The following is a 21989-nucleotide window of genomic DNA, read 5'->3' as shown; positions in this document are numbered from 1 at the left end:
GTCACCGTGAATCGTGGCCTGATGCGGTAGATCCTCCGATCCGCTACATCCTTGTACCTCGCTTCCTCCTTGCAATCACAGCCACCACCGCCAGTCCATCACAGTGTCGTAGGGAGTCAGTCGAGATGTCCAACATCGAACGCGAGAATGGTGTCGTGAAGTGGTTCAACGATGCCAAGGGCTTTGGATTCATCAGTCGCGAAAACGGCGAAGACGTCTTCGTCCATTTCCGTGCGATCCAGATCCAGGGCTTCAAGAGCCTCAAGGAAGGCCAGAAGGTCAGCTTCACCGTCGTGCAGGGCCAGAAGGGCCTGCAGGCCGATGCCGTGCAGGTGGTCTGATCGGCCGCAGCATCGGCACACTGTGCAGACAGCAGAAAGGCCCGTCACCGGGCCTTTCTGCTGTCTGCCAGATGCGTGGTGCGCTGATCAGCGCAACACCACCCGTCCGTTGACCACGCGCACGTATGCGTTCTCGCGCACGCCGGCCAGGTCGCGCTGGTTCACCACGATCACCCGGCCGTCGTCCATGCGCACCTGCACATCGAAGCTGTCGCTGGTGACATTGTTCTGGATGGCGTTGCCGGCCAGCGCACCAGCCGCGGCGCCGGCCACGGCCGACACATTCTTGTTGCCCTTGCTGCCGCCGGTTTCCTTGGAAATCTGGCGGCCGGCCACTGCGCCGACGATGCCGCCGAGCACGGCGCCGGTGCCGGTAGGTGCGGTGCGGGTGGGGCCGACTTCATCGATGCGGGTGACGATGCCGCAGTCCACGCAACGCGGGGCCTGCTGCGAATACCCCTGGTCATAACCACGGTCGCCGCGGTAGCTGCCGTACTGGGGCTGGGACGTGGCGCAGCCGACCAGGGTCGCAGTTGCAGCCAGGCCGATAACGAGCAGTCGGGTCTTCATGAGGTGTCTCCGGATGTTCTGAAGGCGGTCGGGGCCGCGGCGAGGTCATCCTCTGATGGTCCAGGTGAACGGTTTGCCAACTGGATCACTCCAGGCTTAACGAAACCAGAGGGTAATCCCCCCGCCCATTAGCAGACGCCAGAAGTGGAATTTTCTCGTACCCTTTCCCGAGGAGGTTCCATGAAGAAGTCCCGCTTTACCGACAGCCAGATCATCGCCGTNGAGTTGAACCTGCGGATCAAGCCGAAGAAGCGGCTGGTGCGTGAGCGGCCCGAGCCTCTGGCGGTGCCGGAGGCCATCAACCAGGTCTGGTCGATGGACTTCATGCACGACCAGTTGGCCGACGGCCGCAGCTTCCGGCTGTTCAATGTGCTCGACGACTTCAATCGCGAGGGGCTGGGGATCGAGGTGGATCTGTCGCTGCCGTCAGCCCGGGTGATCCGGTCGCTGGAGCAGATCATCGAGTGGCGCGGCAAGCCCGCTGTGATCCGCTGCGACAACGGCCCTGAATACATCAGTGGCGCGTTGCTGTCCTGGGCGCAGCGGCATGGCATCCGGGTCGAGCACATCCAGCCGGGCAAGCCACAGCAGAACGCCTACGTTGAACGCTACAACCGCACCATCCGCTACGCCTGGCTCGCCCGAACCCTGTTCGACACCATCGACCAAGTGCAGGACAAAGCCACCCGCTGGCTATGGACGTACAACCACGAGCGCCCGAATATGGCGCTCGGCGGCATCACACCAGCGATGAAGTTGGCGATGGCCGCTTAGCTCCACTTCTGGCGACCGCTAGAAGTGGGGGGATTACCAGAGCATCCCGTTCATCGAAAGTCACGGTGGCAGGCGTCGCAGGCGTCGGAAATCGGCGTGGTCAAGCTCGCAACTGCCGCGCAATCGGCGGCTGGCGCGCGGTCCAGCGCCGTGCGTAGCCCCTCGGTATGTTCCCCAAAGCGGCGGTCCTCGCCGAGGTTCGCAAATGCGGGCTCCAGTTCGTCGGCGAGCAGGCGGAGCGAGCGCAGGCGCGCCTGTTGCTGCTCTGGTGTGCAGGTCGAGCCAGGCGGCGGCTGCAGCGCGCGCAATTGGTAGGCCATGACCTGCATCAGGCTGTCGGGGACCGGATCACGTCGGGCCTGCAGCACCCGCGCCACCATCACCGTGGTTACCAGCCCGATCAGCACGCCCAGCACCAGCATGAAGGCGTAGCGCGCCGCGCGCGATTGATTGGCAGAGGAGTCGGTCATGACGAATGCTCCGGCAGCAAGGCGTGCAGTTGGGCGGACGCGCCGCGGATGGCGCGCGTAAAATAGGGCGATGAAAGCACAATGGCGTGAACGGTTTGCCGGTATCGACCGGCTGTATGGAGTCGGCACGGTGGAGCGCCTGGCGGCCTGCCGCGTGGCGGTGGTCGGCATGGGCGGGGTGGGCTCGTGGGTGGTGGAGGCGCTGGCGCGCACCGGCGTGGGCCATCTGCGCCTGATCGATGCAGACGATCTGTGCGTGTCCAATACCAATCGGCAGTTACCGGCACTGGCTGGGCAGTACGGACGCAACAAGGCGCGTGCGATGGCCGAGCGCTGCGTGGCGATCAACCCCGAGATCGAGGCCGATGCGGTGGAATCCTTCCTCACCGCCGGCAACATCGACACGCTGCTGGGCGACGGCTTCGATCTGGTGATCGATGCCTGCGACAGCTTCCGGGTCAAGGTGGAAACCATTGCCTGGTGCCGCCGACGCAAGCTGCCGCTGCTGACCGTGGGTGCTGCCGGCGGGCGCACCGATCCCACGCTGGTGCGGGTACGCGATGTTTCGCGTACCGAGCACGATGCGATGCTGGCGCTGATCCGCAAGAAGCTGCGCAGCGAGTTCCACTTCCCCAAGAATCCACAGCGCTATTTCGGTGTGCCGGCGGTGTATTCGCTGGAGAACGTCAAGTATCCGCAGGCCGACGGCAGCGTGTGCGGCATCCGTCCGCAGCTCGACGCCGATGCCACGCTCAAGCTGGACTGCGGCGCCGGGCTGGGCGCAGCCACGCATATCACCGGCACCTTCGCGTTCGTGGCGGTCGGCAAGGCGCTGGAGATGCTGCTCACGCCCAAGGCCGGTGCCGCCAAGCCGGCGGCCGCGATGGCCGTGGCCTCGTAATCGCACCAGGCATGCCGCCCTGCGCGGCGTGTGGGGCAGTCAGCTGGGCGGCAGCCCGAACAGGCGGTGTGCGTTGGCGGTGGTCTGCGCCGCGATGACCGTGGCATCTTCCCCGCGTAGCTGGGCGATGCAGTCCAGTACCGTGCGCAGCCGGGCCGGCTCGTTACGCTGGCCACGGATGCTGGCGTCGGGCTGATCGGGAGCGTCGGTTTCCAGCAACAGGTGCTGCAGCGGCATTGTCGCCGCCAGCCCGCGCAGGCGATGGGCGCGCGGATAGGTCACCGGCCCACCGAGCCCGATCATGAAATCCAGATTCCACAGCTGCCGGGCCTGTTCGGGACTGCCGGCAAAGCTGTGCACCACACCGCGCAGGCCGCCGATGGCCTTGATGCGGGCGATGACTTCTTCGGTGGCGCGGCGCGCGTGCACGATCAGCGGCAGGTCGAAGCGCTTGGCCAGCCGCAACTGGCCATCGAAGTGGTCACGCTGCGCCTGCGCATCCAGCCCCTCCAGATAGAAATCCAGCCCGCACTCGCCGATGGCGCAGGGGCGCTCGCGCTCGATCCAGTCCGCCAGCGCCTCCAGATGTTCGGGGCGGTGCTGGTCCAGAAAGATCGGATGCAGCCCGTAGGCCGGATGCAGCCCGGGTGCCTGGGCGCACACCTGGCGCAGGCCCGGCCAGCTGGCCGCGGTGATGGCGGGCACCACCTGCTGCATCACGCCGGCAGCATGTGCGCGGGCAATGACCGCAGCGCGGTCATGGTCGAATTCGCCGGCATCCAGGTGGCAGTGACTGTCGATCAATTCCATCAGGGGCGGCGCGCCGGTGTCGGCAGCGGTGCCTTGCGGGTCTTCCAGTTCGCCAGCAACAGCGTGGTCAGCCCGAACAGCAACTCGTCCAGGAAGGGAAGCGGATCGGGCAACAACAGGTCCACCGCAAACAGCACGGCCGCCAGTTTGAATAGAGTGGGATAGCGCAGCTTGCCGGCCCATTCCAGCGCGCATGTGGTCAGAGGATTTCGCATGCGTCGGCTCCTGCTGTTAGAAGTGCATGAAGTAACCGCTAGCTGAACTTAACCGCGCCATTCATGAGCGAGGGCGTTTTCGTTCAGGGTTCCCGTGCTGGAATCACGCCGTCAACAACGCGGCGCGTCCGCAGGGAGCTGGTGATGAAGAGCAATACGACAACTATACTGGTCGCTGCTGGCGCCTTGCTGGTTGGGGGGGTGGCCACAGCCGCCTTCATGAACAACCGTCCGTCGTCCGGCGACTTCGTCGCCAACGGCCAGCCGGCGCCGCGCGGCCTGGAATACGCCGATGTGATCAAGGTGGCGCCGATCACCCAGCGCGAGCCGCAGTACGCGCAGGTCATCAACAGCAACGCGATCCGCGAAACCACCACCAGTTCGTCACCGCGTGAAGTGTGCCGCGACGTGGTGGTGCAGGAGCGCCTGCCCGAGCGCGATGGCAATGTCGGCGGCACCGTGGCCGGTGCGGTCATCGGTGGCCTGATCGGTAATCAGGTCGGCGGCGGCAACGGCCGCAAGCTGGCGACCGCCGCTGGTGCGGTGGGCGGCGGCTTCATCGGTAACCGGGTGGACCGCAACCATGTCGGCGGCCGCGTGGTGGATCGCACCGAGCGCCAGTGCCATACCGAAAATGCCAATTCCTCGTCCTCGCGCGTGGTTGGGTATGACGTGACCTACCGCAATGCCGATGGCACCACCGGCACCATGCGGATGGACAACAAGCCCGGCGAGCGCATCTCGCTGGGCGACGCCGACAATGTGGTGGCCTACGACGTGACCTACCGCTACGACGGTTTCGAAAAGACCGTGCGCATGGACGACAAGCCGGCCAGCGATCGCCTGGCGGTGGTTGATGGCCAGCTGGTGACCCAGACCGCTTCGACGGCTGGCGATGCCGGCGTTCGTCAGGACGCGATGAGCAGCCGCCAGTAATCGACTGCGGCGCAGCGTTTAAAAAAGAGCCGGCATTGCCGGCTCTTTTTTTGTGGCTGGCCAATGCGTCGACACGGCGATATCGCGCCGGCAACTGGCAGATAATTGCGGTTTCTCTCCTGGCTGGAAGCGACGATGCCGCTGCGTCCTGACGATCTTTTCGATGTACGTGCATTGCTGACCGACCAAGAGCGGGCGGTGCAGGATGCGGTGGCGCGCTTCACCGACGAGCGCGTGCTGCCGGCGATCGGCGCTGCCTTCGATGCGGGGCGCTTCCCGCACGAATGGGTGCCGGAACTGGCCGGATTGGGGTTGCTCGGTGCCAGCCTGCCGGTCAGCGACGGCGGTGCGGGCCTGGGCGCGGTGTCTTACGGACTGATCTGCCAGGAGCTGGAGCGCGGCGACAGCGGCCTGCGCAGCTTTGTCAGCGTGCAGTCTTCGCTGTGCATGTATCCCATCCACGCCTATGGCAGCGATGCGCAACGGCAGCGCTGGTTGCCGGAGATGGCGGCCGGCCGGGTGATTGGCTGTTTCGGCCTGAGCGAGGCGCAAGGCGGCTCGGACCCGGCGGCGATGTCGACGCGCGCGGTGCGCGACGGCGATGGCTGGCGTTTGAACGGCGCCAAGATGTGGATCACCAACGGCAGCATCGCCGCGCTGGCGATCATCTGGGCGCATACCGACGATGGCGTGTGCGGCTTTCTGGTGGAAACCGACAGCCCCGGCTTCAGCGCGCAGGACATCGCGCACAAGATGAGTCTGCGCGCCTCGGTCACCTCGGCCTTGTTCCTGGACAACGTGTTCGTGCCCGAGCAGATGCGGCTGCCGAACGCGGCCGGGTTGAAGGCGCCCTTGGGATGCCTGAGCCAGGCGCGTTACGGCATCGCCTGGGGCGCGATCGGCGCGGCGGTGGCCTGCCTGCGCGAGGCGCTGGACTATGCCGGCGAGCGCATCCTGTTCGGGCGGCCGCTGGCTGCCACGCAGAGCGCGCAGATCAAACTGGCGGAGATGGCGCGGCGGATCTCCACCGCGCAGCTGCTGGCGCTGCAGCTCGGTCGCCTGAAAGAGGCGGGTACGCTGCGGCCGGAGCAGATCTCGCTGGCGAAATGGAATAATTGCCGCATGGCGCTGGACGTGGCGCGCGAGTGCCGCGATCTGTTGGGCGCGGCCGGCATCACCACCGACCATGTGGCGATCCGGCATGCCCTGAACCTGGAATCGGTGATCACCTATGAAGGCACCGAAACCGTGCATCAGCTGGTGGTGGGGCGTGCGCTGACCGGACTCAATGCGTTTTGACGAGGAGCAGGTGTTGATCAGCAAGGATGTGATGACGCGGGTGCCCGGCGTGGTCCGGGCGCTGTGGGTGATGTGGGCACTGGCCGCCACGGCGATTGCGCCGGCGCTGGCGAACGAGGCGCCGACCATGGCGCCTGCGCCGGCCTGGGTGGTGGCCGATGCGGTGCCCGACAGCGTGCCTGGCGCAGGCGGGCTGCGCTATGAGCTGGTCTCCGATCAGATCGATCTGACCGGGCGCGCCGCGCGTGCCTACCGGCGGCTGAGCTATACCGTGCTGCGCGCCAAGAGCCTGGACGAGGCCGGGCAGATTTCGATCGACTACCAGCCGCAGTACCAGACGCTGGAACTCAACAGCCTGGAAGTCTGGCGCGATGGCAAACGCATCGACATGCGCAACCGCGCGCATTACGCCAGATTGCGCCGCGAAAGCGGATTGGAAGACGGCCTGATCGACGGCGCGCTGACCTTGTCGATCACCCTGCCGGATCTGCGTGTCGGCGACCGGGTGGACTATGGCGTGACCATCACCGGCAGCAATCCGGTATTGGGCAAGGGCTATTACGACGTGTTCGATGCGCGCTACGGCGTGCCGTTGGGCGAGCGCCGGGTCCGGCTGCGCTACCCGTCCGGCCTGGCGCTGCAGTGGCGGATCAGCGCGCCGGGTTTCAACCGCAGCGTCGACAGCGCCGATGGCATCACCACGTTGAGCATCGCCGCGAGCCGCATCGCGGCCATGCAGCAGGAAAGGGATGCCCCCGACGATGTGGACCCGTACGGCCTGATCGAAGTGTCCACCGCCGGCAACTGGGCCGCCGTGGCGGACTGGGCGGCGCAGCTGTATCCGGATGCCTTCAAGGACCGGCAGGTGGCGGCCGGCATGGTGCAGAGCCTGCAGTTGCGTCGCGACGACCCACAGGGCGCGTTGCTGCGCGCGGTGGCCTTCGTGCAGGGCGAGATCCGCTACGTCGGCCTGGACATGGGCGAGAACTCGCACGCCCCGCATGCACCGGAAGTGACCTTGCGCAACCGCTACGGCGACTGCAAGGACAAGGCCACGCTGTTGATCGCGCTGCTGCAGCTGGCCGGTATCCGGGCCGAGCCGGTGCTGGTCAGCAGCGACAAGGGAAGCGCGCTGGACAAGCGCCTGCCCAGCCCGTACGCGTTCGATCATGTGGTGGTGCGTGCGCACCTGCCGCAGGGCGAGGTGTGGGTGGACGCCACCCGTGACCGCGAGGACGGCCCGCTGGCGCAGCGCCGGCCGCTGCCGTTCGTGCGTGGATTGCCGGTACTGGCCGGGCAGAACGCGCTGGTCGCAGTGCCCTCGCCAATGCCGGCGTTGCCGCAGGTCGAGGTGAACGAAGACATCGTGATCTCGCTGCGCAGGCCGCAGCGGGTGGCGACCTTCAGCGTGGACACCGTCTACCGGCAGGGGCGCGGCGAGCGCGTTGCAGCCAGCTTCGAGAACGACGGCGCGGAGACGATCGGCGCGCGGTATCTGGAATTCATGCAGCAGTACTACACCGCGCTGACCCAGGTGGATGTGCCGACCATCGACGCGACCGATCCGTTGAACGTGCGCACGCGCGAGCGCTATCGCCTGCAATGGCCGGCAGAGGAGGGCGACGAGCTCGGGTTTGCGTTGTTCCAGCTGAGCGACTGGATGGACAGCTTGCCCAAGCAGGTGCGCAAGAGTCCCCTGGCGCTGGGCGGCCCGCGGCTGGCGCGGCAGACCGTACGCGTGCAGGTGGACCCGCCGGTGCAACTGAAGGCGGACACCCAGATCGTCTCCAACCCCTGGTTCCGCTTCACGCGCACGGTCTCGCAGCGCGATGGCCGCATCGTCATCGTCGGCGAATGGCAGCGCTTCAGCGACCGCATTCCCGCCGATGGCGTGGCGCGTGCGGCAGCCGACATGGAGCGCGCGCGCGAGCTGGTGTACTTCGATCACGACCTTGAGCCACAGCGCAGCAGAAAGCCAACCGACTGGCGCGCGCTGGGCTTTCCGCTGGCCGCGTTGCTGGCGCTGCTGGTAGCAGTGCTCGCCTGTCTGCCCTGGTGGCGCCGCGGTGGACTGGGCGGGATGCTGTTCGACCCGCACGCGACGGTGCAGCGAATGCCGCAGCAGGGCAGCCTGCGTCGCGGCGCCTGGGTGGTGTTCGCACTGACCACGCTGGTGTCGGCATGGCTATGGTTGCAGGCGCTGCCGTGGTGGCTGCAGGTTGCCGGCGCCATCGCGGTGGCGGCGCTGCTTGCGTTGGGCTGCGTGTTGCTCATGTACGTGCTGCGCTGGATGGGCAGTGCAGCGCAGGTGCAACGCCTGTTGCCGGCGATGGCGGGTAGCGTGCTGCCCTGGCTGGTGTGCGTGTTCGCCGCACTGGTGGCGTTGAAGGGCCGGGTGGCGTTGCTGCAGACCGGGGCAAGCGATCCGGCCGGCATGGCGCAGTTGGCGATGTGCATCCTGCTGTTGCTGCTGGGCGGGCTGTGGTGGTCGGTGTGCTCGGTGCAGGCGGTTGCCGGCGCCACCGGCTGCGCGCGGTCCCGCGCCTTCGGCGCCTGGGCCTTGGCGCTGTCGCTGCTGGGTATGGTGAGCGCGGTGCTGGGGGTGCCGGTGGCCATCGTCGCGATGGGCTAGGGACTGGCGAGAGATCCACGCCGCCCGCACTGCAGCCCGGTCGCGGTGGCGACCGGCCGCTGCCGCTGCGCACAGGGCTTTGCAAAGGCGCACGGGGCTGTGACACTGCCAGCCCCTCGTCGCTGCCGCGGAGCCAGCTTGATGTCGACCGTGCGTCCCCCGTTAACCGTCCATGGCATGTCCAGTTCCGGCAACTGCTACAAGGTGCGCTTGCTGCTGGAGCAACTGGGCAGCCGCTATCACTGGGTCGAGGTCGACAGCGTGGCCGGGCAGACCCGCACGCCCGAGTACCTGTCCAAGAATCCCAACGGCAAGGTGCCGATGGTGGAGCGCGACGACGGCCGCGTGCTGACCGAATCCAATGCGATCCTGTTCTGGCTGGCCGAAGGCACCCCGTACCTGCCCACCGACGCATGGCAACGTGCGCAGGCGCTGAGCTGGATGTTCTTCGAGCAATACAGTCATGAGCCGTATGTCGCGGTGGCGCGGTTCATCAGCCTGTGGACGCCGCGCGATGCCGCGCGCCGTGCCGAGCTGCCGCAGCTGCGCGCCCGCGGCGAGCAGGCGCTGGCCGTGATGGAACAGCATCTGCGACAGCACCGCTGGTTTACCGGCAGCGACTACGGCATCGCCGATATCGCGCTGTTTGCCTACACCCATTGCGCCGAAGACGGCGGCTTCGACCTGGAACGCTGGCCGACGATCGGCGCCTGGCTGCAGCGCGTGCAGGCAGTACCCGGTTTTATCGCAATGCCGGCGCCTGCGCCCGGCGCGGCGACGGCATGAGCGGCATGCGCTGCGGGCAGGAGCACTGACGATGTGCGGATTGGCTGGACTGCTGCTGGCCTCGCCACGCATGCATGGCGAACAACTCGATGCGCTGGTGCGACCGATGGGCGCCGCCTTGCGCCATCGCGGCCCCGACGATGCCGGCAGCTGGTGCGATGCGCAGGCCGGCGTGGCGCTGGCGCATCAACGCTTGAGCATCCTGGATCTGTCGCCGCTGGGCCATCAGCCGATGCGCTCTGCCGATGGCCGTTATGTGCTGGCCTACAACGGCGAGGTGTACAACTTCGCGCAGCTGCGTGGCGCGCTGGCCGCGCTGGGGCATCGTTTCCGCGGGCATTCCGATACCGAAGTGCTGCTGGCGGCGGTGGTGGAGTGGGGGCTGGACGACACCCTGACCCGCTGCAACGGCATGTTCGCCCTCGCATTGTGGGACGAGCGCGACAACTGCCTGTATCTGGCCCGCGACCGCGTCGGCAAGAAGCCGCTGTACTACGGCTGGGCCGGCGACACCCTGGTGTTCGGGTCCGAACTCAAGGCGCTGTGGCAGCACCCGCACTTCGACAACGGGATCGATCGCAATGCGCTGACCCTGCTGCTGCGGCTGGGCTACATCCCGGCGCCGGCCTGCATCCACGAGCGCACCTTCAAGCTGATGCCGGGCCGGGTGCTGCGCCTGGATGCGCAGACCGTCGCCGCCGGTGCGGCCGCGCATCGGCCCGATCAGGCACAGCAACCGTTCTGGAATGCGCGCGAGGCGATGCAGCGCGCGCTGGCAACGCCGTTCACCGGCACCGATGCGCAGGCCGAAGGCCAGCTGGACGGCGTGCTGAGCGATGCGGTGGCGCTGCGTATGGTGGCCGATGTGCCGGTGGGCGTGTTCCTGTCCGGCGGTACCGATTCGTCCATCGTCACCGCGATGATGCAGGCGCAGAGCACCCAGCCGGTGCACACCTTCAGCATCGGCTTCGAAGGCTCGCACCACGACGAGGCGCCGCTGGCGCGCGAAGTGGCCACGCATCTGCATACCGACCACACCGAGCTGTACGTCAGCGGCGCCGACGCGCTGGCGGTGGTTCCGAGCCTGCCTGACATGTTCGACGAGCCGTTCGCCGATGCCTCGCAGGTGCCCACGGCGCTGGTGGCGCGGCTGGCGCGCGGTGGAGTGACGGTGGCGCTGTCCGGCGATGGCGGCGACGAATTGTTCTTCGGCTATGGCCGTTACCAGCGCGCGCTGCGTAACTGGCGCATGCATGGGCTGGTGCCCGGTCCGCTGCGTCGGCTGATGGCGCTGGCGGCGCGCAGCAAGGGCGAATCCTCGCGTACCGGTGGGCTGGCCGCGCTGGTGGCCGAGGCCGGTGCACGCGGCATCGGCGACATCTACCGCAACCGCATCTCGCGCTGGCGCGATCCGGCCGCGGTGGTGCTGGGCGCCACCGAGCCGGAAAGTTTTTACAGCCTGGCCGATCCATTGCACGGGTCGGGTACGCCTGCCGACGCGATGATGCTGGCCGATTTCGCCGCGTATCTGCCCGACGATCTGCTGTGCAAGGTGGATCGCACCACCATGGCGGTGGGACTGGAGGCGCGCGCGCCGCTGCTGGACTGGCGCGTGGCCGAATTCGCCTGGTCGCTGCCGCTTTCGCTGAAATACCGCGACGGGGTCAGCAAGTACCTGCTCAAGCGCGTGCTGTGCCGGTATCTGCCCGACCCGATGGTCTACCGCGGCAAGCGCGGCTTCGGCGCGCCGGTCAGCGCGTGGCTGCGCGGCGATCTGCATGGCTGGGCCGATGATCTGCTGGCGCATGGCACGCTACAGCGGGAGGGCGTGTTTGCCGCCGATACCGTGGCCGGCTTGTGGCGCGACTTCAACGGCGGCGAACGCAAATGGCATACCCACCTGTGGACGGTGCTGATGTTCCAGGCCTGGCAGGCGCACTGGCGCGAACAACGCGCAGCCATCACGCGCTGATCGTGGTTGTGGCGACGCGTAGTGGTCAGGTGGTGAAGATGGCGCTGCGGTGCGCGCAGTGTTGCTGTGGCTTGTCGCTTCGGCTCGGACATCGGACCGGGAAGGGCTCAGCGCACTGCATGCAGTTGCGGCGCAGCGGCCGGATCCGGGCGCCGCTTCACCAGCCCTGAGCACGCTGCTGGGTAGGGTGGGGCCCTGTTTCCACGGAGCGTATCCATGAGCAAGCTCACCATCGCCGTGCTGGTCGGCAGCCTGCGTGCAGAATCCTATAACCGCCAGCTGGCGCGCGCGCTGGCGCATCTTGCTGGCGACAAGGCCGTGTTCGAGTATGTGGAGATCGGCGATATCCCGCTGTACAACCAGGACCGCGACGGCGATTTCCCGGCCGAAGGCACGCGCCTGAAGCAACAGATCCGCGCCGCCGACGCAGTGCTGTTCGTGACGCCCGAATACAACCGCTCGATCCCCGGCGTACTCAAGAACGCCATCGACACCGGCTCGCGGCCGTATGGCGACAGTGCGTTTGCCGGCAAGCCGGCGGCGGTGGTCGGCATCTCGGTCGGTGCGATCGGCACCGCGACCGCGCAGCAACACCTACGCAACGTGCTGGCCTATCTGAACATGCACGTGCTCGGCCAGCCCGAGGTGTTTTTGCAATACAAGGACGGCCTGTTCGGCCCGGACGACACCATTGCCAATGCCGACAGCCGCAAATTCCTGCAGGGCTTCGTCGACGCCTTCCTGGGCCTGGTCGAGCTCCTGAAGCATTGAGTTGATCACAGCCTGCGGCGCCCGCACGGCGCGCGCCGCAGGCCGCGGCGGGAGCGGGCAAACCCAGGCAGGGCAAGGGTCGCGGCCGATGCGACAGGGCCGGCGTAGAAGAGTGCTGCACCGGCTGTCCACCAGTTATCCACAGAGTTGTGCATGGTCGTCGGCGTCGCCGATGACTATGCTTCCTGCCCTCGTGTCCCCTGCGTCAGGTCTGTTTGTCCATGTCCGCTCGTCCTGGTTTCCGTTCCAAGCGCAATCGCGATCGCGACGACGGCGATTACGATCGTCCCGAGCCGCGCCTTGATCAGCTGCGCGTGCCACCGCATTCGGTCGAGGCCGAGCAGGCCGTGCTCGGCGGGCTGATGCTGGCGCCGGACGCGTTCGACCGCGTCAACGACCAACTGACCGAAAACGACTTCTACCGCCGCGACCACCGGTTGATCTACCGCGCGATTCGCGAATTGAATGAGAAGGATCGCCCGTTCGACGCAGTGACCCTGGGCGAATGGTTCGAATCGCAGGGCAAGCTGGAGCAGGTGGGCGATGGCGCCTACCTGATCGAGCTGGCCAGCACCACGCCGTCGGCAGCCAACATCGCCGCGTATGCGGAAATCGTACGCGACAAGGCGGTGCTGCGGCAGTTGATCGAAGTGGGCACCACGATCGTCAACGATGGCTTCCAGCCAGAGGGCCGCGACAGCGTCGAGTTGCTGTCCTCGGCCGAAAAAGCCGTGTTCAAGATCGCCGAAGCCGGCGCGCGCGGGCGTACCGATTTCGTGGCGATGCCCGGCGCCTTGAAGGACGCGTTCGAAGAGCTGCGCAACCGCTTCGAGAACGGCGGCAACATCACCGGCCTGCCAACCGGCTATAACGATTTCGATGCGATGACCGCCGGCCTGCAGCCGACCGACCTGATCATCCTGGCGGCGCGTCCGGCCATGGGCAAGACCACCTTCGCGCTGAACATTGCCGAATACGCCGCGATCAAGTCCAGGAAGGGCGTGGCGGTGTTTTCGATGGAAATGTCGGCCTCGCAGCTGGCGATGCGCCTGATCTCCTCCAACGGCCGCATCAATGCGCAGCGTCTGCGTACCGGTGCGCTGGAAGACGAGGATTGGGCACGCGTGACCGGCGCGATCAAGATGCTGAAAGAAACCAAGATCTTCATCGACGACACGCCGGGCGTGTCGCCGGAAGTGCTGCGCTCCAAGTGCCGCCGGCTCAAGCGCGAACACGACCTGGGCCTGATCGTCATCGATTACCTGCAGCTGATGTCGGTGCCGGGCAACAGCGAAAACCGCGCGACCGAAATTTCGGAAATCTCGCGGGGTCTCAAGGGCCTGGCCAAGGAACTCAACGTGCCGGTGATTGCGCTGTCGCAGCTCAACCGCTCGCTGGAAACCCGCACCGACAAGCGGCCGGTGATGGCCGACTTGCGCGAATCCGGCGCAATCGAGCAGGACGCGGACATGATCGTCTTCATCTACCGCGACGATTACTACAACAAGGAAAATTCGCCGGACAAGGGCCTGGCCGAGATCATCATCGGCAAGCACCGCGGCGGCCCGACCGGCTCGTGCAAGCTCAAGTTCTTCGGCGAATACACCCGTTTCGACAATCTGTCGCACGATTCGGTGGGCAGTTTCGAATAAACCTTCTGCATGAGGCCGGGCGGCAATGCGTCGCTGCGGCATCGCGCCATCCTTGCATCTGCTGGCTTATGCTGCGCGCCTCATCGCCGCTGCCGAGCTTGTATGTCCTACGCCATCGTCTGGTTCCGTCGCGATCTGCGCCTGCATGACAATCCGGCCTTGCAGGCTGCGCTGGATGCGGGACATCAGCCGATTCCGCTGTATATCGATGCGCCGCACGAAGAGGGCGAGTGGACACCGGGCGCGGCCTCGCGCAGCTGGCGGCATCGCTCGCTGGCGGCGCTGGATGCAGGCTTGCGCGCGCTGGGCAGCGGCCTGGCGATTCGCGCCGGCAACAGCGCGCAGGTGCTCGATGAGGTGATCGCGCAAACCGATGCGGTGGCGGTGTACTGGAATCGCAAGTACGAGCCGGCCACCCAGCCGCGCGATGCACAGATCAAACGCAGCCTGCGCGAGCGCGGCATCGAGGTGCAGAGCTGCAATTCGGCGCTGCTGTTCGAGCCCTGGCAGCTGAGCACCCAGCAGGGCGGGCCGTACAAGGTCTTCACTGCGTTCTGGCGCAACGCGCTGACCCAGTTGCAGTTGCCCGACCCGGTGCCGGTGCCGCGCAGCCTGCCGCCGCTGCCGGCCAAGCTCACGGGCGAGGCGCTGGACACTTTGGGACTGGTGCCGACGCTGAGCTGGGACCAGGGTTTCTGGGAGCACTGGCAGCCGGGCGAGGCCGGCGCGCACGAGATGCTGGAAATCTTCATCGATGGCGCGCTCTCCGGCTACCGCGAAAATCGCGACCGTCCCGATCGTGTCGGCACCTCGCAACTGTCGCCGCACCTGCACTTCGGCGAGATCGCACCGTGGCGGATTGCCGCTGCGTTGAACGCACAGCGCAATGCGCGCAACGGTGCAGAGATCGATGGCTATATCCGGCAGCTGGGCTGGCGCGATTTCGCCTATCACCTGCTGCACCATTTTCCGGAGACCACCAACCAGAATCTCAATCCGCGCTTCGAAGGCTTCGACTGGGCCAAGGCCGATCCGGTGACATTGCAGGCCTGGCAACGGGGGCGCACCGGCATTCCCATCGTCGATGCCGGCATGCGCCAGCTCTGGCATACCGGCTGGATGCACAACCGCGTGCGCATGATCGTAGCCAGTCTGTTGTGCAAGCATCTGCGCGTACACTGGGTCCAAGGTGCGCGCTGGTTCTGGGACACGCTGGTGGATGCGGACCTGGCCAACAACACCATGGGGTGGCAATGGGTGGCTGGCACCGGCGCCGATGCCGCGCCGTATTTCCGCGTTTTCAATCCGGTGACACAGGCGGAAAAATTCGATCCGCAAGCGGCCTACATCACGCGCTGGGTGCCCGAGCTCGGCAGGTTGCCAGTGAAGGAGCGCTTTGCGCCGTGGCAGCATCCGTTGTCGCTCGCACGCCTGGCGCCGGAGTATCCGCGTTCACCCATCATCGGGCTGGCCGAGGGGCGCGATGCGGCCCTGGCAGCGTATGCAAAGACACGCGGGTAGCGCATCCGCGCCGCATGCGTGCGTTGCCGCGGGTACGCATGCACCTGCCTGCCACATCGATCTGCGCGAGTCGGTGCAGCTGGCTTGATCGGTGTGTGACTGGGCTCCGGTGTGGTCGTGGCGCACTCTACCCTCTCGACGATGCGTGAGGTCAGCATGCTGTCTGGAGTGCCGGCGTTCCACCGCCGAGGTTTTTCTGCGTCGGTTCTGTTGTCGGGTGGCTGCGGGCACGCGCACTGCTGATCGGCTTTTCGCTCCATGTCGCCGAAAACGTTTTCCTGAATGGTGAGCCTGCCGCGCGCCTCCAGCCCGTGCCTTCATCATGTGCCAGTGGCGTGGCGCTGGTTATCCTCGCCGACACGATTGAGTGCCGGACGATCCGGCGATAGGAGAACACCATGTCCTCAGCAGCCACCAAGCCTCTTGCCGTCGCGCTGGCCAGCGCCATCGCGTTGTCCGCCTGCGCTACCGGCGGTTCGTACGTGCAGCGCGATCAGTACGGCGAGCAGACCCAACAGCAGAATCGCACCGGGCGCAACGCGCTGATCGGTACCGCCATCGGTGTGGCTGCCGGCCTGCTCACCGGCGACAGCGCCACAGAGCGTCGTCAGCACGCGATGATCGGCGCCGGCATCGGTGCGCTGAGCGGTGCGGCCGTGGGCCAGTACCAGGATCGCCAGGAACGCGCGCTGCGTGAGCGCACCGCCAACACTGGCATCGACGTGCAGCGCCAGGGCGACAACATCACCTTGAACCTGCCGGACGGCATCACCTTCGACTTCGGCAAGTCTGCGTTGAAGCCGCAGTTCTACAGCGCGCTCAACGGCGTTGCCTCGACGCTGCGCGAGTACAACCAGACCATGGTGGAAGTGGTGGGCCACACCGACAGCGTGGGCAGCGATGCGGTGAACCAGCGTCTGTCAGAAGAACGCGCCGGTGCCGTGGCGCAGTACCTGACCGCGCAGGGCGTGCAGCGCGAGCGCATGGAAACCATGGGCGCCGGCAAGCGCTATCCGATCGCCGACAACAGCACCGATGCCGGCCGCGCGCAGAACCGTCGCGTGGAGATCCGCTTGATCCCGTTGCGTGCCGAAGGCACTGCCAGCAATACCGGCATGCGTTGATGTGATGCAGTGAATCATGGCGGGACGATTGACTCGCCCGCGATGTATTGAAAAACAGGCCGCGAAAGCGGCCTGTTTTTTTTGCGGCACTGCATGCTTTTTCCTGATTAGCCCCGACTCTCAGCCATGAAAATTGCTCGCTGCACGTAAAACCGGCTCTGGGCATGGTGTGGATTGCATCATGGCCGTGGCAAGTCGTGGCAGCATCTCGCGCAAGCGGAATCGACGATTAAAACGATAGGCCGCTTCTCCCAGGTAACGCCTTGCGTATTTGCCTTGCGCGATGGCGTGATACACGCCACTGATGGCGCGTTTGAGATTGCCCAGCACCACGTTGAGCCAACGTGCACCGGCCGTTTCGGTCGCGGCACGACCACCGCCAGTGTCCAGCGTGGTGTGCGCGTGGCCGGCGTCTTCTAGCCGGCGGAAGCAGGCCAGCCCATCGGTGTAGACCTCGCATTCGGGCGCCAAGCGACGGGCAATCCAGTCCTGCAGCGAGGTGTTGTCGAAGCTGCGCACCGGCTCGATCACCACAAAGCGCGGCGCGGTGAAGGTGGCATCGGTCTGCACCGCAATCAGGAACGCTTGTTTGTTCTCCGATCCGCGTCCGGCCTTGCCACCGTTACGCTCGCCGCCGAGATAGGCATCGTCGATCTGCACGAAACCCGCCAGTTTCCGCATGGATTCGCGCTCGGCCATAACCTGCATGATCTTGTGTTTCATCCGCCAGGCCGTCTTGTAGTTGACGCCCAGATGCCGCATCAACTCCAGCGCGGCCATGTTGGTTTTGGTCGAGGTCAGCAGGTGCAACGCCAGCATCCAGGTGCGCAGCGGCAGCTTGGTGCCTTCGAACATCGTGCCTGCAATCAGGCTGGTCTGATGCCGGCACGCGCTGCATTGGTAGTAGATCGCAGCACCCCGCTTGAAACGCGAGCGCACGCGTCCGGCACAAACAGGGCAACGAAAGCCTTGCGGCCAGCGCCACTTGTAAAGCGCGCGATAGCACTTGGCTTCGGTGCCGTAGGACGCGAAGAACTCAGGCATCGACAATCCCGCTTGGAACTGCACGGCATTGATACTCATCACGCCACCTCGTTGGCTTCAGGTGACAGCAGCATCCACCCAGCGCGGCGCAGATCCTGCGACAGGCGGCTGATGGTCAGGGCTAATCAGGNACGGCATTGATACTCATCACGCCACCTCGTTGGCTTCAGGTGACAGCAGCATCCACCCAGCGCGGCGCAGATCCTGCGACAGGCGGCTGATGGTCAGGGCTAATCAGGTAAATCTTTAAAAGAATCATCGGTAAAAGCTTCTTTAGAAAGATGAATGTTGCAGGGCGATGCGTAACTCGCAAAGCTTATGCGAGTTAACTTGCTAGTGCCGTATTTTTAGGGTTACAATATAAACAAGGGGGCCTTAGCCCCCTACCTTCTTGGTGCCAAACGCGGCGCATAGGGAGGCGCAGTTCGAGTCCCAGTTTGGGTTGCAGACTTCCCTGGTGGTCAAAGCATCTGTCATCACTAAGGAGCTGAATATGACTTCAAACACACACATTGAATACGTTGTTCCACACGCTGTAGACGAAGGATGCATGGGTGCTCGTAAGAGTGCCGAAGTGGTCTTGAATGGGCAGCAAGCTAGGGTAAGGAGCGAGACGCATGGATTGCGCCTCGATTTGTCCATTCGCGGGTGGTTCAAGAGTGCATTGTGGTCTGGTTGGTTGGTGGCGTGCCTCTCGCGGAGCCCAGTTGGGGAAGAGCTACAACCCAAGTTGAAGGACGAATGCGCTTAACTTTGATGATCGTGACCAAGGGGAGGCTAGAAGGTTCGAGTCCTTCTCTCCGCGCCAATTTATTAGACGTTGCTTTATATTTATGACGTCAGATTATCTCGGTGCCGCTGAGCACCGAGGTCAAAAGTAGTCAGCCTGACAATGAAGGCTGTGGGGGTAGCCTGGTTGCGTGTCGCGCCGGGCCTCCAAGTAAACGCGGCACGTCCATCCAAGGCATGTCAACGTGCAAATCAATTTCTGGCAAATCACTCCGTTCAGCGATTACTTATTCCTCCGTGAATATTTGATTGATGGAGGCACCATCGAGCATGCGCTAAAAATTGTGGATCAGGTATCACGCGACTCGCAGGCAAGTGGTCTGTCCGATCCAGTGGCGCTGGCGTATGTCTCCGATGAAGCAGCGATACTGCACTACTGCATGTCGGCTATCGACTATCGCTCGCTCGACGCCCAGATGGCAGTCATTCGCGATGACTGTAAGAGTAAATACACGTCTGCTTGGCAAACGTGTTCCCGTGTCAAGGACTGGGCGAATTCAGTGGTGGGCGCTTTTGCGCAGCTTGAGCGTTCCTACGTGTATGACCAGACAAGTAAGCTGCTGCTTAATCGGACTGGGATACTTCGCTTTAGGTTTGGCGGTGCGTTTCGCTGGCTGACTCAACTGCAGGAGTTGCTTGAAGTCAGGGAAGACGAAAGCGATTTTCGTGCGACGTCGCAGCGATGCTTAGCTATCGCTCAGTTGCTAAATGAGAACTTGCTTGAGGCGTCCGTTCGAGCACACTCGATGATCGAGAGGACCTATAAGGATGTGCCAGTCGTGCAGGAACTCAACAGCTATGAGGTCGCCGCAGGCAAGTTCGCTGACTACTTGCAGGCGCTCAAAGAAATTGGCGAAGTTCCGTTGATAGGGATCGTTGAGGCTGCCGAAGAATTATCTGCCTGGTGCGACTATTTGGATGGCTATTGTGCACGCTTCAAGGCCATACTTGACAGAGCCTATGAAGGCTATATTCCATGTCTTATCGCGCGCGCAAGCTTCTGGGAAGAGCACGTGCGGCCAAAGCTCGAAAGTGCCTGATCTCACTTTCCTGCAGTATCAACTCGGCTAAAAATGGCGAATGTAGCATCTACCCTGCGGGAGGATTGATTAGATCAATCCGCCTTGCATAGGTTCTAATGCTGTTTTCTCCGTCGGATTGCTCAAGAGCATCTTGCTATAATCCTCACGGCTACGCAGGACGATAAGCTGATCCAGCGCAGTCGCTGGGCAACGCAGCAGATCCATCCGGTCCTGTTTCGACCCATCAGCAAATGTAAGGTTTGCTTGGATCTTCGCCTCGCCATTTATCCGATCCAGATCCGTGGGGTAGGGCGCGGCTAGCCAACGACCATAGTCCAGCGCCGCGCGTGAAGCGTGCAGGCTTCCACCTTTAAGGTCTGATTGAACCATGACGACGCCTTGGGCAAGGCCTGCCTGAGTTCGATCTCGTTTGACAAAGAACTCAGGACGAGGCTCTATTCCAAACCTGTATTCGGAGACCAAGGCCCCGCCCTTGTTGAGGATGTCCTCCGCCAACCGTGCATTGGTCTTGGGTGCTACGGTATGCAGGCCATGGGCCAAGACAGCGACCGTATGCCCGTCATGGTCGAGCGCCGCCCGGTGCGCGATGGCATCACATCCTTTAGCTAGTCCGCTGACCACGCTCCACCCTTGCTCGGCCAGATATTGAGCAATCCTTTCGGCGATGAGAGCGCCATGCTTAGTTGGCTCACGTGTGCCAATGACTGCCACCGACTTAGCTGCTTCAGGTGCGAGCGAGCCGCGCACAAACAGTAAAAATGGATCGTCTTTCGTAGCTGCAAGCAAGGTGGGATAGTCCGGGTCGAGGGGCGAAAGAATTCGAGCGCCATGTCGCTCTGCCTGCTCGACCTGCTTCTCTGCCCCGTCTAATGCGTGCTTCCAGGCCAGGCTGTCGCGCAAGATGGTAGAGTTTGCCGGGAACTGATAGGACATGCTCTCGGCTGTAGCGCTCTCGAAATTGGCCATACTTGCCATCTTGCGCAGCGTGGCAGGCCCGATACCTTTGAGCATGGACAGCGCCAGTAATTTGCCGGTGGTTGGTGAGATCTCGCTCATTGATATTTCAAGGGGTCTGATACGGTCTGGGCCAGGCTGAAACAGTCTACGGAACTAGCACCTGCGTCGGTGAGGTATTTTTTGGCATACAACAGGGTTGATCCGGTGGTTGTCACGTCATCGATGACTAGGAACCTCTTGCCTTGCACTTCCGCTGGATTGGCAACGTAGAGGTGATCACGAACGTTGGCGAAGCGCGCCTCCTGCTTTAGATGATCGTGGCTTTGAGACTGCACCCCCGGCCGGTAGCCGAGCACATTGGGGTTGAATGTCAATCGCAAGCGGTTGAGTCTGGGGTTAATGCCATAGGACGCCTGTAGCTGTGCTAACAGATGTGCAAGTCGGTGCGGCCGGTCAGGCCTAGCAGGGATGACCGTGATGACCAATTCTGGACCGGTTCCGCTGAAGGGCAATACAGAAGTGAGGATGAGGTAGTGGAAGGCGATAAAGCTTCGGATTGTTTCGATCCATTCCGAGGGAAAGATCACTGCATCTTTGTTGTTTTGGATAGACTGAGATAGGTGATGCCATTCCCTTCGATACTTCAAGGCCTCGCAGGAGGTGAAGTAGCGCCCGGCTGCATGCACGACATGCCGTGCCTTCTCGCCGGGAAAGAACTTGGCAATCTCATCGAAACGCGGCTTTCCGGTGGCTGGCATTCCGGCTTCCAGTAGGCGTTCCAAGTAGGGCAGCCCAGGCAAGGGATCTTGTAGACAGGTTTGAACTTCTTTCTGATCTCCTACCACCACGTCCGGGAGCAATGAAAGACTACGCCAATGCGTTTTCTGATAGCTGTGTGGCCAACCCTTCTTGAACAGTGCTACGCGGCACCCCGCGTTATAAGCCGCTTTAATGTCTACGTCCCCGTCACCCACGAGGAGAACATAAGGGAGCTGATCTGTGTCGTTCATGCCTACCGCAATCATGGACCTATGAACGCCCTCGCCGTCGGGCTTGTAGCGCTGCACATCCTCATACGCAATCACGATGTCCCAGTTGATTGACGCGTAGGCTTCGGCTAAGACCACATCCACATAGCGCCTCGGCGATCGGGTAAACACGCCTAACTTTAATCCGGGAATTGTCAGAAGCAGCATGCGCAGCGTCATCTCATCAATGAGATGACGAGCGCGGCTCCTGAAAGCAGCCAACACCTCGCCCACGTAAGCTGCGTCGGTGCGATTCTTGCCGGCCTCGCGGAGTTCTTTCATGTCCTCAGTGTCGACCAGCGTCTGGTCAAGATCGAATATACAAAGCCGGATCATCCTATTCCCCTACAAGTC

General features: G+C 63.9%; 19 protein-coding genes and 1 pseudogene. 13 read left to right on the top strand and 7 right to left on the bottom strand.

Annotated features, from left to right (window positions below; translation table 11 throughout):
* Positions 1 to 125: 125 nt before the first annotated feature.
* Entirely contained in the window at positions 126 to 341 is a 216-nt protein-coding gene (locus tag XCSCFBP4642_RS0118315) for a cold-shock protein (RefSeq protein WP_003483561.1), read from the top strand.
* 87 nt (positions 342 to 428) lie between these two features.
* On the opposite strand, the gene XCSCFBP4642_RS0118310 is transcribed toward XCSCFBP4642_RS0118315, so the two are convergent.
* Entirely contained in the window at positions 429 to 911 is a 483-nt protein-coding gene (locus XCSCFBP4642_RS0118310) for a glycine zipper 2TM domain-containing protein (RefSeq protein ID WP_029221049.1), read from the bottom strand.
* Between the two features lie 222 nt (positions 912 to 1133).
* Here XCSCFBP4642_RS0118310 and XCSCFBP4642_RS0118305 point away from each other — a divergent pair.
* Positions 1134 to 1685: pseudogene (locus tag XCSCFBP4642_RS0118305) on the top strand (IS3-like element ISXac2 family transposase); the annotation flags it as partial.
* A 50-nt stretch (positions 1686 to 1735) separates the two neighbouring features.
* Here XCSCFBP4642_RS0118305 and XCSCFBP4642_RS0118300 read toward each other — a convergent pair.
* Positions 1736 to 2155, bottom strand: coding sequence for a hypothetical protein (locus XCSCFBP4642_RS0118300; RefSeq protein WP_029221047.1), 420 nt, complete (start codon positions 2153 to 2155; stop codon positions 1736 to 1738).
* Positions 2156 to 2225: 70 nt separating this feature from the next.
* Here XCSCFBP4642_RS0118300 and XCSCFBP4642_RS0118295 point away from each other — a divergent pair, with 70 nt between their 5' ends.
* The gene (locus XCSCFBP4642_RS0118295) at positions 2226 to 3056 is read left to right on the top strand and encodes a tRNA threonylcarbamoyladenosine dehydratase (RefSeq protein WP_029221046.1); all 831 of its coding nucleotides are present in this window, start codon (positions 2226 to 2228) and stop codon (positions 3054 to 3056) included.
* Between the two features lie 39 nt (positions 3057 to 3095).
* Here the strand turns inward: XCSCFBP4642_RS0118295 and XCSCFBP4642_RS0118290 are convergent, their stop codons facing one another.
* On the bottom strand, positions 3096 to 3866 hold the full coding sequence (locus XCSCFBP4642_RS0118290) for a TatD family hydrolase (protein ID WP_029221045.1): 771 nt from the start codon (positions 3864 to 3866) through the stop codon (positions 3096 to 3098).
* Positions 3866 to 4081 (bottom strand): DUF6116 family protein, encoded by a 216-nt coding sequence (locus tag XCSCFBP4642_RS0118285; RefSeq protein WP_029221044.1) that lies wholly within the window; start codon positions 4079 to 4081, stop codon positions 3866 to 3868. The genes XCSCFBP4642_RS0118290 and XCSCFBP4642_RS0118285 overlap by 1 nt, the downstream gene beginning before the upstream one ends.
* Positions 4082 to 4225: 144 nt before the next feature.
* On the opposite strand from XCSCFBP4642_RS0118285, the gene XCSCFBP4642_RS0118280 reads away from it, so the two are divergent.
* The 9 genes from XCSCFBP4642_RS0118280 (at position 4226) to XCSCFBP4642_RS0118240 (ending at position 16774) form a co-directional block, all read left to right on the top strand.
* Positions 4226 to 5017, top strand: a complete 792-nt coding sequence (locus XCSCFBP4642_RS0118280) for a glycine zipper 2TM domain-containing protein (protein ID WP_029221043.1) — start codon at positions 4226 to 4228, stop codon at positions 5015 to 5017.
* Positions 5018 to 5140: 123 nt separating this feature from the next.
* Positions 5141 to 6316 carry an acyl-CoA dehydrogenase family protein gene (locus tag XCSCFBP4642_RS0118275; protein ID WP_029221042.1) on the top strand — a complete coding sequence of 392 codons (1176 nt, stop codon included), beginning with the start codon at positions 5141 to 5143 and terminating at the stop codon, positions 6314 to 6316.
* Between the two features lie 70 nt (positions 6317 to 6386).
* Entirely contained in the window at positions 6387 to 8948 is a 2562-nt protein-coding gene (locus XCSCFBP4642_RS0118270) for a DUF3857 domain-containing transglutaminase family protein (RefSeq protein WP_053329645.1), read from the top strand.
* Between the two features lie 141 nt (positions 8949 to 9089).
* A complete protein-coding gene (locus XCSCFBP4642_RS0118265; protein ID WP_029221040.1) occupies positions 9090 to 9734 on the top strand; it encodes a glutathione S-transferase family protein in 645 nt (214 codons plus the stop codon).
* A 31-nt stretch (positions 9735 to 9765) separates the two neighbouring features.
* Positions 9766 to 11706 (top strand): asparagine synthase (glutamine-hydrolyzing), encoded by a 1941-nt coding sequence (asnB, locus tag XCSCFBP4642_RS0118260; protein WP_029221039.1) that lies wholly within the window; start codon positions 9766 to 9768, stop codon positions 11704 to 11706.
* Between the two features lie 216 nt (positions 11707 to 11922).
* The gene (locus tag XCSCFBP4642_RS0118255) at positions 11923 to 12477 is read left to right on the top strand and encodes an NADPH-dependent FMN reductase (RefSeq protein ID WP_029221038.1); all 555 of its coding nucleotides are present in this window, start codon (positions 11923 to 11925) and stop codon (positions 12475 to 12477) included.
* A gap of 221 nt (positions 12478 to 12698) precedes the next feature.
* On the top strand, positions 12699 to 14129 hold the full coding sequence (locus XCSCFBP4642_RS0118250; RefSeq protein ID WP_029221037.1) for a replicative DNA helicase: 1431 nt from the start codon (positions 12699 to 12701) through the stop codon (positions 14127 to 14129).
* A 102-nt stretch (positions 14130 to 14231) separates the two neighbouring features.
* Positions 14232 to 15650, top strand: a complete 1419-nt coding sequence (locus XCSCFBP4642_RS0118245; RefSeq protein ID WP_029221036.1) for a cryptochrome/photolyase family protein — start codon at positions 14232 to 14234, stop codon at positions 15648 to 15650.
* A gap of 398 nt (positions 15651 to 16048) precedes the next feature.
* Positions 16049 to 16774: a YiaD family glycine zipper/OmpA-like lipoprotein gene (locus XCSCFBP4642_RS0118240; protein ID WP_029221035.1), complete on the top strand. Its 726-nt coding sequence runs from the start codon at positions 16049 to 16051 to the stop codon at positions 16772 to 16774.
* Between the two features lie 120 nt (positions 16775 to 16894).
* Here the strand turns inward: XCSCFBP4642_RS0118240 and XCSCFBP4642_RS0118235 are convergent, their stop codons facing one another.
* The gene (locus XCSCFBP4642_RS0118235) at positions 16895 to 17857 is read right to left on the bottom strand and encodes an IS1595 family transposase (protein WP_006448937.1); all 963 of its coding nucleotides are present in this window, start codon (positions 17855 to 17857) and stop codon (positions 16895 to 16897) included.
* A 935-nt stretch (positions 17858 to 18792) separates the two neighbouring features.
* On the opposite strand from XCSCFBP4642_RS0118235, the gene XCSCFBP4642_RS0118230 reads away from it, so the two are divergent.
* Entirely contained in the window at positions 18793 to 19647 is an 855-nt protein-coding gene (locus XCSCFBP4642_RS0118230) for a hypothetical protein (RefSeq protein ID WP_029221034.1), read from the top strand.
* A gap of 69 nt (positions 19648 to 19716) precedes the next feature.
* Here the strand turns inward: XCSCFBP4642_RS0118230 and XCSCFBP4642_RS0118225 are convergent, their stop codons facing one another.
* A complete protein-coding gene (locus tag XCSCFBP4642_RS0118225; protein WP_017165100.1) occupies positions 19717 to 20706 on the bottom strand; it encodes a DNA-processing protein DprA in 990 nt (329 codons plus the stop codon).
* Entirely contained in the window at positions 20703 to 21917 is a 1215-nt protein-coding gene (locus XCSCFBP4642_RS0118220) for an HAD hydrolase-like protein (RefSeq protein ID WP_223866269.1), read from the bottom strand. Before XCSCFBP4642_RS0118220 ends, XCSCFBP4642_RS0118225 begins: the two co-directional genes overlap by 4 nt.
* Between the last annotated feature and the right edge of the window lie 72 nt (positions 21918 to 21989).

Source organism: Xanthomonas cassavae CFBP 4642 (genome assembly GCF_000454545.1).
Lineage (GTDB): Bacteria > Pseudomonadota > Gammaproteobacteria > Xanthomonadales > Xanthomonadaceae > Xanthomonas > Xanthomonas cassavae.
This window is presented reverse-complemented; position numbering and strand designations above follow the sequence as displayed.

Coding starts and splice junctions, on each gene's coding strand:
- XCSCFBP4642_RS0118300 (WP_029221047.1), bottom strand. CDS start 2,155: ATGACCGACTCCTCTGCCAATCAATCGCGCGCGGCGCGCTACGCCTTC.
- XCSCFBP4642_RS0118225 (WP_017165100.1), bottom strand. CDS start 20,706: ATGAGCGAGATCTCACCAACCACCGGCAAATTACTGGCGCTGTCCATG.
- XCSCFBP4642_RS0118220 (WP_223866269.1), bottom strand. CDS start 21,917: ATGAAAGAACTCCGCGAGGCCGGCAAGAATCGCACCGACGCAGCTTAC.
- XCSCFBP4642_RS0118295 (WP_029221046.1), top strand. CDS start 2,226: ATGAAAGCACAATGGCGTGAACGGTTTGCCGGTATCGACCGGCTGTAT.
- XCSCFBP4642_RS0118240 (WP_029221035.1), top strand. CDS start 16,049: ATGTCCTCAGCAGCCACCAAGCCTCTTGCCGTCGCGCTGGCCAGCGCC.
- XCSCFBP4642_RS0118310 (WP_029221049.1), bottom strand. CDS start 911: ATGAAGACCCGACTGCTCGTTATCGGCCTGGCTGCAACTGCGACCCTG.
- XCSCFBP4642_RS0118265 (WP_029221040.1), top strand. CDS start 9,090: ATGTCGACCGTGCGTCCCCCGTTAACCGTCCATGGCATGTCCAGTTCC.
- XCSCFBP4642_RS0118280 (WP_029221043.1), top strand. CDS start 4,226: ATGAAGAGCAATACGACAACTATACTGGTCGCTGCTGGCGCCTTGCTG.
- XCSCFBP4642_RS0118270 (WP_053329645.1), top strand. CDS start 6,387: ATGTGGGCACTGGCCGCCACGGCGATTGCGCCGGCGCTGGCGAACGAG.
- XCSCFBP4642_RS0118285 (WP_029221044.1), bottom strand. CDS start 4,081: ATGCGAAATCCTCTGACCACATGCGCGCTGGAATGGGCCGGCAAGCTG.
- XCSCFBP4642_RS0118255 (WP_029221038.1), top strand. CDS start 11,923: ATGAGCAAGCTCACCATCGCCGTGCTGGTCGGCAGCCTGCGTGCAGAA.
- XCSCFBP4642_RS0118250 (WP_029221037.1), top strand. CDS start 12,699: ATGTCCGCTCGTCCTGGTTTCCGTTCCAAGCGCAATCGCGATCGCGAC.
- XCSCFBP4642_RS0118315 (WP_003483561.1), top strand. CDS start 126: ATGTCCAACATCGAACGCGAGAATGGTGTCGTGAAGTGGTTCAACGAT.
- asnB (WP_029221039.1), top strand. CDS start 9,766: ATGTGCGGATTGGCTGGACTGCTGCTGGCCTCGCCACGCATGCATGGC.
- XCSCFBP4642_RS0118235 (WP_006448937.1), bottom strand. CDS start 17,857: ATGAGTATCAATGCCGTGCAGTTCCAAGCGGGATTGTCGATGCCTGAG.
- XCSCFBP4642_RS0118245 (WP_029221036.1), top strand. CDS start 14,232: ATGTCCTACGCCATCGTCTGGTTCCGTCGCGATCTGCGCCTGCATGAC.
- XCSCFBP4642_RS0118290 (WP_029221045.1), bottom strand. CDS start 3,866: ATGGAATTGATCGACAGTCACTGCCACCTGGATGCCGGCGAATTCGAC.